Genomic DNA, 12758 nt, shown 5'->3' with positions numbered 1-12758 from the left:
GGCATCGTCATGGCCAAACCTGGATTTCGCCTCGCGCTGTTTGCCACCCTGCTGGCACTTATTGTGGTGCTGCTCGGCGCCTACACTCGCCTGACCCACGCAGGCTTAGGCTGTCCGGACTGGCCGGGCTGCTACGGGTTTATCAGCGTGCCGAAAAGCGAAGCCCAACTGGCCCATGCCGAACTGCATTACCCCGACTCGCCAGTGGAGGCGCACAAGGGCTGGAACGAGATGATCCACCGCTATTTCGCCGGTACCCTCGGCCTGCTTATTTCGATTCTGGCCGGACGCGCGTGGGTTAACCGTCGTCATCCGGGGCAGCCGTTGAAGTTGCCGCTGTTCCTGCTGGCCGTAGTGTTCGCGCAAGCGGCGTTCGGCATGTGGACGGTGACGCTCAAGCTCTGGCCGCAGGTGGTCACCGGGCATTTGCTCGGCGGCTTTGCGACGCTGAGTCTGCTGTTTTTACTGACGTTGCGATTGTCCGGTGTGCTGCCGGCGCTGACCGTGCCCAAGCGTTTGCAGTATTGGGCGACGGCGGGATTGTTGTTGGTGATCGGCCAGATTGCGCTGGGTGGCTGGGTCAGTTCCAACTACGCGGCGGTGGCCTGCATTGATTTCCCGACCTGCCACGGGCAATGGTTGCCACCGGCGGATTTCGCCAACGGTTTTCACCTGACCCAGCACATCGGCCCGAATTATCTGGGTGGGCAACTCGACAGCGATGCACGCACGGCGATTCACCTGACTCATCGTATCGGCGCGCTGCTGGTGACGCTGGTGCTGCTCGGTCTCGCTTGGCAATTGAAAGTGGTTGGCATGACGCGGCTGGCCGGCCTCGTGCTGATCGCCCTCGCCGCACAGATCACCCTCGGCATCAGCAACGTGTTGTTCCATCTGCCGCTGCCGGTGGCGGTCGCGCATAACGCTGGCGGTGCGGCGCTGTTGCTGACCATGGTGCTGGTCAATTACCACGCGCGCACCAGCCTGGTCCGGGTCAAACAACCGGTGCTCGCGCGCTGGCGCCTGAGCCCGCGCAAACACGCGGCCGCGCCCATCACCATAAAAGGAGAAACACCGTGGCGATTCTGATTGGCGAGCGCCCGCATCAGGCGATCTGGCGTGATTATCTGGAGCTGACCAAACCGAAAGTCGTGGTGCTGATGCTGATCACCTCGCTGGTCGGCATGTTCCTCGCGACCCGCGCCGGGGTGCCGTGGACGGTACTGGTGTTCGGTAATCTGGGCATTGCGTTGTGTGCCGGTGGCGCGGCGGCGGTCAACCATGTGGTCGATCGGCGCATCGATGCGGTGATGGCGCGCACACACAAACGGCCATTGGCGGAAGGCCGGGTGTCGCCCGCGGCGGCGCTGACCTTTGCACTGGTGCTGGCGCTGCTCGGGCAGGCCTTGTTGCTGACCTTCACCAACCCGCTGACGGCTTGGCTGACCCTGGCTTCGCTGCTCGGTTACGCAGTGATCTACACCGGTTTCCTCAAACGCGCGACGCCACAGAACATCGTTATCGGTGGCCTCGCCGGCGCCGCGCCACCGCTGCTCGGCTGGACGGCTGCCACCGGCCACGTCAGTGCCGAACCGTTGTTGCTGGTGCTGATCATCTTCGCCTGGACGCCGCCGCACTTCTGGGCGCTGGCGATCCATCGCAAAGAGGAATACGCCAAGGCCGACATCCCGATGCTGCCGGTCACCCACGGCGAGCACTACACCAAAGTACACATTCTGCTGTACACCTTTGCGCTGCTGGCGGTAAGTCTGCTGCCTTACGTGATTCACATGAGCGGCATGCTCTACCTGATTTGCGCCCTCGCCCTCGGCGCAAGGTTTCTGCAATGGGCCGTGGTGCTGTACCGTGGCACTCGGCCGCACGCGGCGATCAACACCTTCAAGTACTCTATTTGGTACTTGTTTCTGCTGTTCATTGCCCTGCTCGTAGACCACTACTTACTGTTGAACCTATGACTCGAACCCAGAAAACCGTCTTCATCCTCGTCGCCGTGATCGCGCTGATCCTGGGACTTACCGTCAACAAAGTACTGAGCGGCAAGGGCCAGGGCGACCCGACTGCGCTGATCGACGCCGGCATTATCCTGCTGCCGCAGAGCCGCAATCTGCCGGATGTGACGATGACCGATCAGGACGGCAAACCGGTGGCGATCAACGAGTTGAAAGGCAAGTGGAGCCTGCTGTTCTTCGGCTACACGTTCTGCCCGGACATCTGCCCGACAACGTTGGCGCAGTTGCGGCAGATCAAGAGTGAGCTGCCGAAAGACGCTGTGGATAAGTTGCAGATCGTGCTGGTCAGCGTTGATCCGAACCGCGATAACCCCAAGCAGTTGAAGCAGTACCTAGGCTATTTTGATCCGCAGTTCATTGGCCTGACGCCGACTTCGATCGAAGAGCTGCAGAAGGTGGCGAACGCGGTGAGTATTCCGTTTATTCCGGCGGATACCAGTAAGCCGAATTACACGGTGGATCACAGCGGTAATCTCGCGGTGATCGGCCCGGACGGGACGCAGCGGGGGTTTATTCGGGCGCCGTTGAATAATGCCAAACTGGTTGCGCAGCTGCCGGTGATGCTTAACCGCAAATAAAAGCTGAAGAGCGAAAAGCCCCTCACCCTAGCCCTCTCCCAGAGGGAGAGGGAACTGACCGAGGTGTTTGTTCGAGTTGCGCCGACCTGCAATTGTGAGTCGAACTCAGGCTCGAAAAGCTTGAAGATAGGCCCCCTCTCCCTCGGGAGAGGGCTGGGGTGAGGGGAAGCTTCACAGCAGGTCCAAAGCCAAGCACAAGACACAAAAAAGGGGACGCGCATGGCGTCCCCTTTTCGTTGCAGCATTCCTGAATCAGAACGCCGGCAATACCGCACCCTTGTACTTCTCGGTAATGAATTTCTTCACTTCCGGGCTGTGCAGCGCAGCAGCGAGTTTCTTCATCGCGTCGCTGTCCTTATTGTCCGCGCGGGACACGAGGATGTTCACGTACGGCGAGTCGTTACCTTCGATCACCAGCGCATCCTTGGACGGATCGAGCTTGGCTTCCAGCGCGTAGTTGGTGTTGATCAGCGCCAGATCGACCTGGGTCAGCACGCGCGGGATGGTCGCGGCTTCCAGTTCACGGATTTTCAGGTCTTTCGGGTTTGTCGCAATGTCTTTGACGGTCGACAGGATGTTGGTCGGATCCTTCAAAGTGATCACGCCAGCCTTGGCCAGCAGCAACAGCGCGCGGCCGCCGTTGGTGGCGTCGTTCGGGATCACCACGTTGGCGCCGCTTGGCAGATCCTTCAGGTCCTTGAGCTTGCTCGAGTAAGCGCCCAGCGGCTCCAGGTGCACACCGGTCACGGCAACCAGACTAGTGCCCTTGGCCTTGTTGAACTCATCGAGATACGGCTGGTGCTGGAAGAAGTTGGCGTCCAGACGCTTTTCCGCGACCTGTACGTTCGGCTGAATGTAGTCGGTAAAGACCTTGACCTTCAGCTCCACGCCTTCTTTGGCTAGCGCCGGCTTCACGAACTCGAGGATTTCTGCGTGCGGCACCGGAGTGGCGGCAACGGTCAGGGTTTCGGCGTGGGCCGAGAATGCTGCAACGGCAGCAAAAGCAGCGATCAGTTTTTTCATTCAGCTAACTCCTTATGAGGCGACCGTCTGGCGCCTGCCAGCGAATGGCCGGCTCATCTGTTCAATACAAAACTGCTTATTTGCGCGAGAAATGCACGACCAGTCGATCACCGACCATCTGCAGCACTTGCACCAGAATCAACAGCAACACCACAGTGACGATCATCACGTCTGTCTGGAAACGCTGGTAACCGAAACGGATCGCCAGGTCGCCGAGACCACCGGCACCGACCACACCGGCCATTGCCGTGTAGGACACCAGTGTAATCGCCGTCACCGTAATCGCCGCGAAGATGCCTGGGCGCGCTTCCGGCAACAAGGCGTTGATGATGATCTGCCGCGTGGTCGCACCCATCGACTGAGTCGCTTCGATGATGCCGCGATCGACTTCACGCAGCGCGGTTTCCACCAGACGCGCGAAGAACGGCGTGGCACCCACGACCAATGGCGGAATCGCACCGGCCACGCCCAGCGACGTGCCGGTGATCAGCACGGTGAACGGGATCATAACGATCAACAGAATGATGAACGGCAGCGAACGCAGGATGTTCACCGCCAGCGACATGAACGCGTAGAGGCCACGGTTTTCCAGCAACTGACGCGGGCTGCACAGAAACAGCAACACGCCCAGCGGCAGGCCGAGCAATACGGTGAACAGCAGCGAACCACCGAGCATCAGCATCGTATCGCCGGTTGCCAGCCAGATTTCGTACCAGTCGATATTGGTGAAGAAACTGATCAGGTCTTCCATTAGCGCAATACCTCCATGTGAACGTCAGCGGCGGTGAAGCGGGCGAACGCCGCTTCCATGTCGCCACCGGTGACGGCGAGGGTCAATTGCCCGTACGGAATGTCTTTGATGCGGTCGATACGACCGGCGAGGATGCTGTAGTCGACGCCGGTTTCCCGGGCGACGGTGCCAAGCAACGGCGCGTAGGTCGCTTCGCCCTGGAAGGTCAGACGCACGATGCGGCCCGGCACGTGAGCGAAGTCATCACGCTGCTCGCTTTCGTCGATCTGCTCGCTTTCCTGCACAAAACGCTTGGTGGTCGGGTGTTTTGGATGCAGGAACACATCGGCCACCGAACCTTGCTCGACGATCACGCCAGCGTCCATCACCGCCACTTGATCGCAGACGCGACGTATCACGTCCATCTCGTGGGTGATCAGGACGATGGTCAGTTTCAGTTCGCGGTTGATCTCGGCCAGCAGTTGCAGGACCGACGCGGTGGTCTGCGGGTCGAGGGCACTGGTGGCCTCGTCGCACAGCAGAATCTTCGGCTTGGTCGCCAGGGCGCGGGCGATGCCGACGCGCTGCTTCTGACCGCCGGACAATTGCGCCGGGTACTTCTTGGCGTGGTCGGACAGACCGACCCGCGCCAGCAACTCGGCGACACGCTTGTCGATCTCGCTGCCCGACAGTTCGCCGGCCAGGGTCAGCGGCAACGCAACGTTGTCGGCCACGGTCTTGGAGGCGAGCAGGTTGAAGTGCTGGAAGATCATCCCGACTTGCTGACGGAAACGGCGCAGGCCGTTGGCGTCCAGCGCGGTGACTTCTTCGCCGTCGACGATGATCTTGCCGCCGCTGGAGTTCTCCAGGCGATTGATCAGACGCAGCAGGGTACTTTTGCCCGCGCCGGAATGGCCGATGAGGCCGAACACCTGCCCGTTCTCGATAGAGAGACTGGTCGGGTGCAGCGCGGGAATGTCCTTACCGGCGACGCGGTAAGTCTTGTGGACGTTTTGAAACTCGATCACGTAGCGAACCTTGTGGGGCGCGTTAGAAAAGGATCAGCGGTTAGCCGGGCGCGCATTTTAGCCTGTCCGTATAGAGGTTCTTAGCATTTATTTCGCAATTAACCTTCGATTTGGCAATAACAAGATCAAAGGTCATAAAAAAGGAACGTCCAAAGCAGCCCATCAGTCACTAAGTAAGCGACTTGAAAACCCTGGGTGCCGTGCCCGGGAACCACTCAAGAGTCCCCGGCCAGCATCGGGGTCAACCGAGGAGTTTACGACTGATGAGCAAGAAGCCTACGACCGATAAAAGCCAGATGGCCGGAACCGATGCCCCGGATCGCGCCAACACCAACGCCAAACTCGACAGCCTGGAAAAGTTTCGCTCCGACGCCACCGGCCAGGCCCTGCGCACCAACCAAGGTGTGAAGATCGCTGACAACCAGAACACCCTCAAGGCCGGCCCTCGTGGGCCGTCGCTGCTTGAAGACTTCATCATGCGGGAAAAGATCACGCATTTTGACCATGAGCGGATCCCGGAACGCATCGTCCATGCGCGCGGCACCGGCGCGCATGGTTTCTTTCAGGCCTACGAGAACCATTCGACGCTGACCAAGGCCGGTTTCCTACAAGATCCGGGCAAGAAGACTCCAGTGTTCGTGCGCTTTTCCACGGTTCAGGGCCCACGCGGTTCCGGCGACACCGTGCGTGACGTACGCGGTTTCGCGGTGAAGTTCTTCACCGATGAAGGCAACTTCGACCTGGTCGGCAACAACATGCCGGTGTTCTTTATTCAGGACGCGATCAAGTTTCCCGACTTCGTCCACGCGGTGAAACCCGAACCGCACAATGAAATCCCAACCGGTGGCTCAGCTCACGATACCTTCTGGGATTTCGTTTCGCTGGTGCCGGAATCGGCGCACATGGTCATCTGGGCGATGTCTGACCGGGCGATCCCGAAAAGCCTGCGCAGCATGCAGGGCTTCGGCGTGCACACCTTCCGTCTGATCAACGCGGAGGGCAAATCGCGCTTCGTCAAATTCCACTGGCGCCCTACCGCCGGCACTTGTTCGCTGGTGTGGGACGAGGCGCAGAAGCTTGCCGGTAAAGACACCGACTACCACCGTCGCGACCTCTGGGAAGCGATCGAAATGGGCGATTACCCGGAATGGGAACTCGGCGTACAGATCATCGAGGAGGAAAACGAGCACGACTTCGACTTCGATATCCTCGACCCGACCAAGCTGATCCCCGAAGAAATCGTGCCGATCACGCCGCTGGGCAAGATGACGCTGAACCGCAACCCGGACAACTTCTTTGCCGAGACCGAGCAGGTCGCGTTCTGCCCTGGCCACATCGTGCCGGGCATCGACTTCTCCAATGACCCGCTGCTGCAAGGTCGGCTGTTTTCCTACACCGACACGCAAATCAGCCGACTCGGTGGGCCGAATTTTCACGAGTTGCCGATCAACCGGCCGGTTGCGCCGTTCCACAATGGCCAGCGTGATGCGCAGCACCGCACGGTGATCGACAAGGGCCGCGCCTCGTATGAGCCGAACTCGATTGATGGCGGCTGGCCCAAAGAAACCCCTCCGGCCGCGCAGGACGGTGGTTTCGAAAGTTATCCAGAGCGCATTGATGCGATCAAGATCCGCCAGCGCAGCGAGTCGTTCAGCGATCACTTCTCTCAGGCGACGCTATTCTTCAACAGCATGAGCGATCACGAGAAGGAGCACATCATTGCCGCTTACAGCTTCGAGCTGGGCAAGGTAGAGCGTGAATTTATCCGTGCGCGGGAGGTGAACGAGATTCTGGCCAACATCGATCTGGAACTGGCCAAGCGTGTCGCCGCCAATCTGGGCCTTCCGGCACCAAGCAAAGGCACGGTCGAGGCTCGTAAAACCTCTTTCGATCATTCGCCGTCATTGAGTCAGGCCAACCTGTTGCCGGAAAACATCAAGACGCGAAAAGTGGCGATTCTTGCCGCGAATGGCGTCGATAGTGCAGCGATTGATGCGATTAAGAAGGCTTTGGCGGCTGAAGGTGCGCATGCCAAGTTACTCGGCCCGACTTCAGCGCCGGTGAAGACCGCTGACGGCAAAATGTTGCCAGTAGATGCTTCGATGGAAGGCATGCCGTCGGTGATTTTTGACGCGGTGTTCGTGCCGGGTGGCGCGGCGTCGGTGAAGGCGTTGAGCGGCGAAGGCGTGGCGCTGCACTACCTGCTGGAGGCGTACAAGCATCTGAAGGCGATTGCGTTGCACGGCGAGGCCAAGCAATTGCAGGATCTGCTGAAACTGGAGGCGGATGACGGATTGCTGCAGGGCAAGGATGTGCCAGCGTTGACCAAGCCGTTCTTTGCGGCGATCGGGCAGCATCGGGTTTGGGCGCGGGAGCCTAAGGCGAAAGCCATTCCGGCTTAAGATCTTCGGGAATAGAAAGACCGCTTTCGCGAGCAGGCTCGCTCCCACAAGGGTTCTCCTATAAACACGAATTTTGTGTTCTCTGGAGATCCCTGTGGGAGCGAGCCTGCTCGCGAAGCTTCTTAGGGTTTACGCGGGCTCAGAACCATCTGCGCCGGCACTGTGCGCACGGTCTGTTTCACGATCTTCAGATCAAAATCCGGGTTCAACTTCTTCACCCGCTTGGTCAGCAGAGTCGCCAGCCACGGATAGTCATCGGTGCGCGGTGCCTGAATGGTCACCCCACACTCGTAATTCACCACATCAGCGGCGATCGCGTCGAGTTGACGACGAAGTTTGCGGCTATCGGTGATGTTCAGCGCAACCGTAGTGCTCTCAGCGGTCGGATCAATCACTTTAGCTTTCGGCTTGGCCTCGGCGGCCAGCAATGCAGCCTCAGCCTTTTCCAGCTCAGCCTTGCGCGCTTCAGTAATGGCACCGTTGACGCCACCGGTCAGCGCCGGCGCTTTCGGCATCAACGCGCGAGCACGGCTTAACGCCGTAGCGGCAGCATTCACATCGCCCTTCTGCAGCACGATCTGGCTGCGACGCAGATACGCTTCGGCCAATTGCCGCTGGTATTGCTCAAGGGATTGATCGTTTGGGGTTTCTTTCTGCAAAGCGGCCAACTGATCTTCGGCAGTGGCCAGTTCGCTGCTGGCCAGGCTTTGCTCCAGCTGTGCGATGGCCGTAGCTCGCGCATCGGGGACTTCGGCCACCGGCGGCGTGCTTTGGCAGGCGCCCAGTAGCACTGAAAATGCGACAAGGAGCAGATAACGGGAGGCGAACGGCTTCATTCCTGCGACTCTCTATTTGCGCAAAAAGCGGCCAAGTCTACACCCCACGACGGGGCAGAACAAAACTCAACAGAAACAGTGCGGCCGCCGTCACAACGATTGACGGCCCGGCCGGGGTGTCCTTGAACCACGACAACGCCAGCCCGCCACACACGGCGAGCATGCCCAGCAGGCTCGCGCCCAGCGCCATCTGCTCCGGCGAGCGGGCGTGACGCTGTGCCGCAGCCGCCGGGATGATCAGCAGTGAGGTAATCAGCAACACGCCGACAATTTTCATCGCCACCGCGATCACCACCGCAATCAACAACATCAGCGCCATGCGCAGACCTGCAACCGGCAGGCCTTCGACCTTGGCCAACTCTTCGTGCACGGTAATCGCCAGCAACGGCCGCCACAGCGTCACCAGCAACACCAGCACCGCCGCACTGCCGCCGAGGATCCACGCCAGATCGGTTGGACTGATCGCCAGCAGGTCGCCGAACAGATAGGCCATCAGGTCGATCCGCACTTCATGCATGAAGCTTAGTACCACCAGGCCGAGAGAGAGCGTGCTCGGTGCGAGAATTCCCAAAAGCGTGTCAGACGCCAGCGGTTGACGCTGTTGCAGCGTGACCAGCAGCACCGCCAGCAACAGACAGCCTACGGTCACCGCAACGGTTGGGCTGACATCCAGCAGAAAGCCCAACGCCACACCGAGCAAGGCAGCGTGGGACAAGGTGTCGCCGAAATACGCCATGCGCCGCCAGACCACGAACGAACCCAGCGGACCTGCAACGATCGCCAACGCCAGACCTGCAAGCAGGGCATACAACAGAAAATCAGCCATGCTTGCAGTTGTCTCCGTGAACGTGAGGTTGGCCAATAACCGGCCCTTTGACCACCGAACCGTGCAGGTCGTGAGCGTGGTCGTGATGGTGGTGATAAACCGCCAGGCTCTGCGCGTTCTTGCCGAACAGCTCGACGAACGCCGGATCGCCACTGACCTGCTCGGGATGCCCGGAGCAGCAGACGTGACGGTTGAGGCAGACCACCTGATCGGTGGTGCTCATCACCAAATGCAAATCGTGGGACACCATCAACACGCCGCAGCCATGGCGGTCGCGCAGACGGGTGATCAGGCTGTACAACTCGGCTTGGCCAGCGACGTCGACGCCTTGTACCGGCTCGTCGAGCACCAGCAATTCCGGCTCGCGCAGCAGTGCACGAGCGAGCAACACGCGCTGCATTTCACCGCCGGAAACGCTTTGCACCGGGCTGTCGATGACGTGTTCGGCGCCGACTTCTTTCAGCGCGGCCAGCGCACGCGGACGATCAACGCCCGGCACTAGGCGCAGAAAGCGCAGCACCGACAGCGGCAGGGTCGGATCGACGTGCAGTTTTTGCGGCATGTAGCCGACGCGCAGTTTCGGCTTGCGCCAGACACTGCCGCTGTCCGGCTTCAACAAACCAAGCACGGCGCGCACCAGCGTAGTCTTGCCGGCGCCGTTGGGGCCGATCAGGGTAACGATCTGCCCGGGCTCGACGCTCAGCTCGATGTTGTCCAGCACAGCCTGCCCGGCAAATGTGACGGCGACCTGTTCCAGACGGATCAGCGCATTGCTCATCAAGCCCCCTGGCAACCAGAGCACAGGCCGACGACTTCGACGGTCTGCGCTTCGACGATGAAACCAACGTCTTTGGCGCTGTTGATGATCGCGTCACTGATCACTTTTTGCTCAAGCTCGATGGCAGCGTGGCAATCGCGGCAGATCAGGAACTGGCCCTGATGCGCGTGTTCCGGGTGCACGCAGCCGACGAAGGCGTTCAGCGAAGAAATGCGGTGCACCAGGCCGTTTTCCAGGAGGAAATCCAGCGCGCGGTACACCGTCGGCGGTGCGGCGCGGCGGCCATCCTGCTCGCTCAGCACCGCAAGAATGTCGTAGGCGCCCAGCGGCTTGTGGCTCTGCCACACCAGTTCCAGCACCCGGCGGCGCAACGCGGTCAGGCGCAAGCCTTTCTGGGCGCACAAGGTATCGGCCTCGGACAAAGCGCTGTGCACGCAATGAGAGTGGTCGTGGGGACGGCTGGCAATCGGTGTAATAGGCATGGGCGGCGACGAGTTTTGATAGAGACGTTATTATGTTACCCGTTCTCGCCTCCTTGAGTGGTCATCGTGTCCCGACTTTTTTCTGTTTTTGTGGCTTTTGTCGCCAGTTTTCTGCTGATCGGTTCGGCTCAGGCCGAGGTCAAAGTCCTCACCAGCATCAAACCGTTGCAGCTGATTGCAGCGGCCGTTCAGGACGGCGTAGCGATTCCCGAAGTGCTGCTGCCGCCGGGTGCTTCGCCACACAATTACGCGCTGCGGCCATCCGACGTACGGAAGGTGCAATCGGTGGATCTGCTCTACTGGATCGGCCCGGACATGGAAGGCTTTCTGCCGCGCGTGTTGAACGGTCGAACGCTGCCGAGCGTCGCGGTGCAGGATCTGCCAGGGATGAAACTGCGGCGTTTCGCTGAGGACAGCCACTCCCACGCCGAAGAGGCTGACGAGCATGATCACGATCACCGTCCTGGCACGCTCGATGCGCACTTGTGGTTATCACCGGTCAATGCGCGGGTAATTGCCGACAAAATGGCCGCGGACTTGAGCGCCGTTGATCCGGCCAATGCCGAGCGCTATCAGAAAAACGCCAAGGCATTTGACGAACGTCTGGACGCACTGGATCAGCGTTTGAAGAAGCGTCTGGCCAGCGTTGAAGGCAAGCCGTACTTCGTCTTTCACGAGGCGTTTGATTACTTTGAAGAGGCTTATGGCCTGAAGCATGCCGGCGTGTTCAGCGTGGCCGCCGAAGTGCAGCCCGGTGCGCAGCATGTTGCGGCGATGCGCAAGCGTTTGCAGGAAGTCGGCAAGACGTGTGTGTTCAGTGAGCCGCCGTTGCGGCCGCGTTTGGCCGAAACCTTGGTTGCAGGTTTGCCGGTGAAACTGGCGGAGCTGGACGCGTTGGGCGGGTACACCCCGGCGACAGCTCAGGGCTATGAGCAAGTGCTAGAGAAGTTGGGCAATGATCTGGCGGGATGCCTGGAATCTCTGTAGCCGCATAGAAAAAGATCGCAGCCTTCGGCAGCTCCTACAGGTAATCCCATGTAGGAGCTGCCGAAGGCTGCGATCTTTTGATATTAAAGCGCGAAAGGCAAAGGTGTATTGACCTGCTGCCGCTGCGCCAACCGCTGTTCAAACTCTTTCGGATCGTGAATCAACACGTCCTGCCCGGCGAACTGCTCCGCCGCGATCAACCGCGACAGCCAGAACCGCACACAGGCCACGCGCAGCATGGTCGGCCACAACTCGGCCTCCGCCGCCGTAAACGGTCGCAGCGCCGCATAGGCACCAAGGAATGCGCGGGCACGCGGCCCATCGATCAAACCGTCCTCATCCGAACACCAGTCGTTCAACGCAATCGCTACGTCGTACAGCATCGGCCCCGAGCAGGCGTTGTAGAAGTCGATCAGCCCGGTCAGGTGCGTGCCTTCGAACATCGCGTTGTCGCGAAACAGGTCGGCGTGAATGTTGGCCCGAGGCAGCGCGAGGATCTTCTCTTTGCGCTCGGTGATTTCATCGAGCGCCTTTTGCAGCAAGGCACGCGGCTCATCGCTCAGGTGCGAGAGCAACTCGTTGCCCTCCTCCAGCATCCAGTCCAGGCCACGATCGGTCTTGCGCTTGATCATGCGCTCGCCCTGGGTCGCCAGATGCAGATGCGCCTGCAACTCGCCGACCTGCGCGCAATGCTGAGCATTGGCGACTTTGATGTGCTTGCCGGACAGCCGCGGTTGCAGCAGCGCCGGTTTGCCCTTCAGCTCACGCAATGCCACGCCGTCAGTGGTGCGCAGCGCGTACGGCACCGGCAGATCGGCTTCGTGGAGCACATCGAGCAGATCGATGAAAAACGGCATCTCCTGCACCGGGCCGCGCTCGACCAGAGTCAGGACGAATTCGCCCTGCTCCAGGCTGATAAAGAAATTGGTGTTTTCGCTGCCGGCGGCGATCCCCTGGAAATCAAGCAGACGGCCAAGCCCGTAAGGGGCGAGAAAAGTTTCCAGCTCGGGCCGAGCCAGGGGAGTGAACACAGACATGGTTAAAAACTGCTCAGTTCA

At 60.2% G+C, this 12758-nt stretch carries 13 protein-coding genes; 5 read left to right on the top strand and 8 right to left on the bottom strand.

All coding sequences use genetic code 11. The annotated features are described in order from the left end of the window. Window positions 1-9: 9 nt before the first annotated feature. The 3 genes from ACOYXH_RS25900 to ACOYXH_RS25890 are packed head-to-tail and all read left to right on the top strand — an operon-like array spanning window position 10 to window position 2608. Entirely contained in the window at window positions 10-1089 is a 1080-nt protein-coding gene (locus ACOYXH_RS25900) for a COX15/CtaA family protein (protein ID WP_095113101.1), read from the top strand. After that, window positions 1077-1976 (top strand): heme o synthase, encoded by a 900-nt coding sequence (cyoE, locus tag ACOYXH_RS25895; protein WP_077575206.1) that lies wholly within the window; start codon window positions 1077-1079, stop codon window positions 1974-1976. The genes ACOYXH_RS25900 and cyoE overlap by 13 nt, the downstream gene beginning before the upstream one ends. Next, on the top strand, window positions 1973-2608 hold the full coding sequence (locus ACOYXH_RS25890) for an SCO family protein (protein ID WP_008081211.1): 636 nt from the start codon (window positions 1973-1975) through the stop codon (window positions 2606-2608). The genes cyoE and ACOYXH_RS25890 overlap by 4 nt, the downstream gene beginning before the upstream one ends. A 252-nt stretch (window positions 2609-2860) precedes the next feature. Here the strand turns inward: ACOYXH_RS25890 and ACOYXH_RS25885 are convergent, their stop codons facing one another. From ACOYXH_RS25885 to ACOYXH_RS25875, 3 genes are all read right to left on the bottom strand, one after another. After that, window positions 2861-3631, bottom strand: a complete 771-nt coding sequence (locus ACOYXH_RS25885) for a MetQ/NlpA family ABC transporter substrate-binding protein (RefSeq protein WP_095125096.1) — start codon at window positions 3629-3631, stop codon at window positions 2861-2863. A 76-nt stretch (window positions 3632-3707) separates the two neighbouring features. Next, window positions 3708-4382 carry a methionine ABC transporter permease gene (locus ACOYXH_RS25880; RefSeq protein WP_160054515.1) on the bottom strand — a complete coding sequence of 225 codons (675 nt, stop codon included), beginning with the start codon at window positions 4380-4382 and terminating at the stop codon, window positions 3708-3710. Continuing rightward, complete coding sequence (locus ACOYXH_RS25875) at window positions 4382-5389, bottom strand: methionine ABC transporter ATP-binding protein (protein ID WP_016986453.1); 1008 nt, start codon at window positions 5387-5389, stop codon at window positions 4382-4384. The genes ACOYXH_RS25880 and ACOYXH_RS25875 overlap by 1 nt, the downstream gene beginning before the upstream one ends. Window positions 5390-5649: 260 nt before the next feature. Here ACOYXH_RS25875 and katE point away from each other — a divergent pair, with 260 nt between their 5' ends. Further along, window positions 5650-7791 carry a catalase HPII gene (gene katE / locus ACOYXH_RS25870; protein ID WP_460410887.1) on the top strand — a complete coding sequence of 714 codons (2142 nt, stop codon included), beginning with the start codon at window positions 5650-5652 and terminating at the stop codon, window positions 7789-7791. Between the two features lie 122 nt (window positions 7792-7913). Here katE and ACOYXH_RS25865 read toward each other — a convergent pair whose 3' ends face one another. The 4 genes from ACOYXH_RS25865 to ACOYXH_RS25850 are packed head-to-tail and all read right to left on the bottom strand — an operon-like array spanning window position 7914 to window position 10713. After that, window positions 7914-8627, bottom strand: coding sequence for a PA5502 family lipoprotein (locus ACOYXH_RS25865; protein ID WP_095049537.1), 714 nt, complete (start codon window positions 8625-8627; stop codon window positions 7914-7916). A gap of 37 nt (window positions 8628-8664) precedes the next feature. After that, window positions 8665-9453: a zinc ABC transporter permease subunit ZnuB gene (znuB, locus tag ACOYXH_RS25860; protein WP_007911758.1), complete on the bottom strand. Its 789-nt coding sequence runs from the start codon at window positions 9451-9453 to the stop codon at window positions 8665-8667. Then, on the bottom strand, window positions 9446-10231 hold the full coding sequence (gene znuC, locus ACOYXH_RS25855; RefSeq protein WP_007911759.1) for a zinc ABC transporter ATP-binding protein ZnuC: 786 nt from the start codon (window positions 10229-10231) through the stop codon (window positions 9446-9448). The genes znuB and znuC overlap by 8 nt, the downstream gene beginning before the upstream one ends. Then, window positions 10231-10713 carry a Fur family transcriptional regulator gene (locus tag ACOYXH_RS25850; RefSeq protein WP_007911760.1) on the bottom strand — a complete coding sequence of 161 codons (483 nt, stop codon included), beginning with the start codon at window positions 10711-10713 and terminating at the stop codon, window positions 10231-10233. The genes znuC and ACOYXH_RS25850 overlap by 1 nt, the downstream gene beginning before the upstream one ends. A 66-nt stretch (window positions 10714-10779) precedes the next feature. Here ACOYXH_RS25850 and ACOYXH_RS25845 point away from each other — a divergent pair, with 66 nt between their 5' ends. Then, window positions 10780-11700 carry a zinc ABC transporter substrate-binding protein ZnuA gene (locus tag ACOYXH_RS25845; protein WP_095049677.1) on the top strand — a complete coding sequence of 307 codons (921 nt, stop codon included), beginning with the start codon at window positions 10780-10782 and terminating at the stop codon, window positions 11698-11700. Window positions 11701-11783: 83 nt separating this feature from the next. Here ACOYXH_RS25845 and ACOYXH_RS25840 read toward each other — a convergent pair whose 3' ends face one another. Continuing rightward, on the bottom strand, window positions 11784-12737 hold the full coding sequence (locus tag ACOYXH_RS25840; protein WP_460066584.1) for a homoserine kinase: 954 nt from the start codon (window positions 12735-12737) through the stop codon (window positions 11784-11786). Window positions 12738-12758: the final 21 nt, after the last annotated feature.

Source organism: Pseudomonas sp. Mb7, from assembly GCF_054790525.1.
The sequence above is the reverse complement of the archived record's forward strand: the minus strand, read 5'-3'. Positions and strand labels throughout refer to the sequence as shown.

Coding starts and splice junctions, on each gene's coding strand:
- ACOYXH_RS25890 (WP_008081211.1), top strand. CDS start 1,973: ATGACTCGAACCCAGAAAACCGTCTTCATCCTCGTCGCCGTGATCGCG.
- ACOYXH_RS25840 (WP_460066584.1), bottom strand. CDS start 12,737: ATGTCTGTGTTCACTCCCCTGGCTCGGCCCGAGCTGGAAACTTTTCTC.
- ACOYXH_RS25865 (WP_095049537.1), bottom strand. CDS start 8,627: ATGAAGCCGTTCGCCTCCCGTTATCTGCTCCTTGTCGCATTTTCAGTG.
- ACOYXH_RS25900 (WP_095113101.1), top strand. CDS start 10: ATGGCCAAACCTGGATTTCGCCTCGCGCTGTTTGCCACCCTGCTGGCA.
- znuC (WP_007911759.1), bottom strand. CDS start 10,231: ATGAGCAATGCGCTGATCCGTCTGGAACAGGTCGCCGTCACATTTGCC.
- znuB (WP_007911758.1), bottom strand. CDS start 9,453: ATGGCTGATTTTCTGTTGTATGCCCTGCTTGCAGGTCTGGCGTTGGCG.
- ACOYXH_RS25885 (WP_095125096.1), bottom strand. CDS start 3,631: ATGAAAAAACTGATCGCTGCTTTTGCTGCCGTTGCAGCATTCTCGGCC.
- ACOYXH_RS25880 (WP_160054515.1), bottom strand. CDS start 4,382: ATGGAAGACCTGATCAGTTTCTTCACCAATATCGACTGGTACGAAATC.
- ACOYXH_RS25850 (WP_007911760.1), bottom strand. CDS start 10,713: ATGCCTATTACACCGATTGCCAGCCGTCCCCACGACCACTCTCATTGC.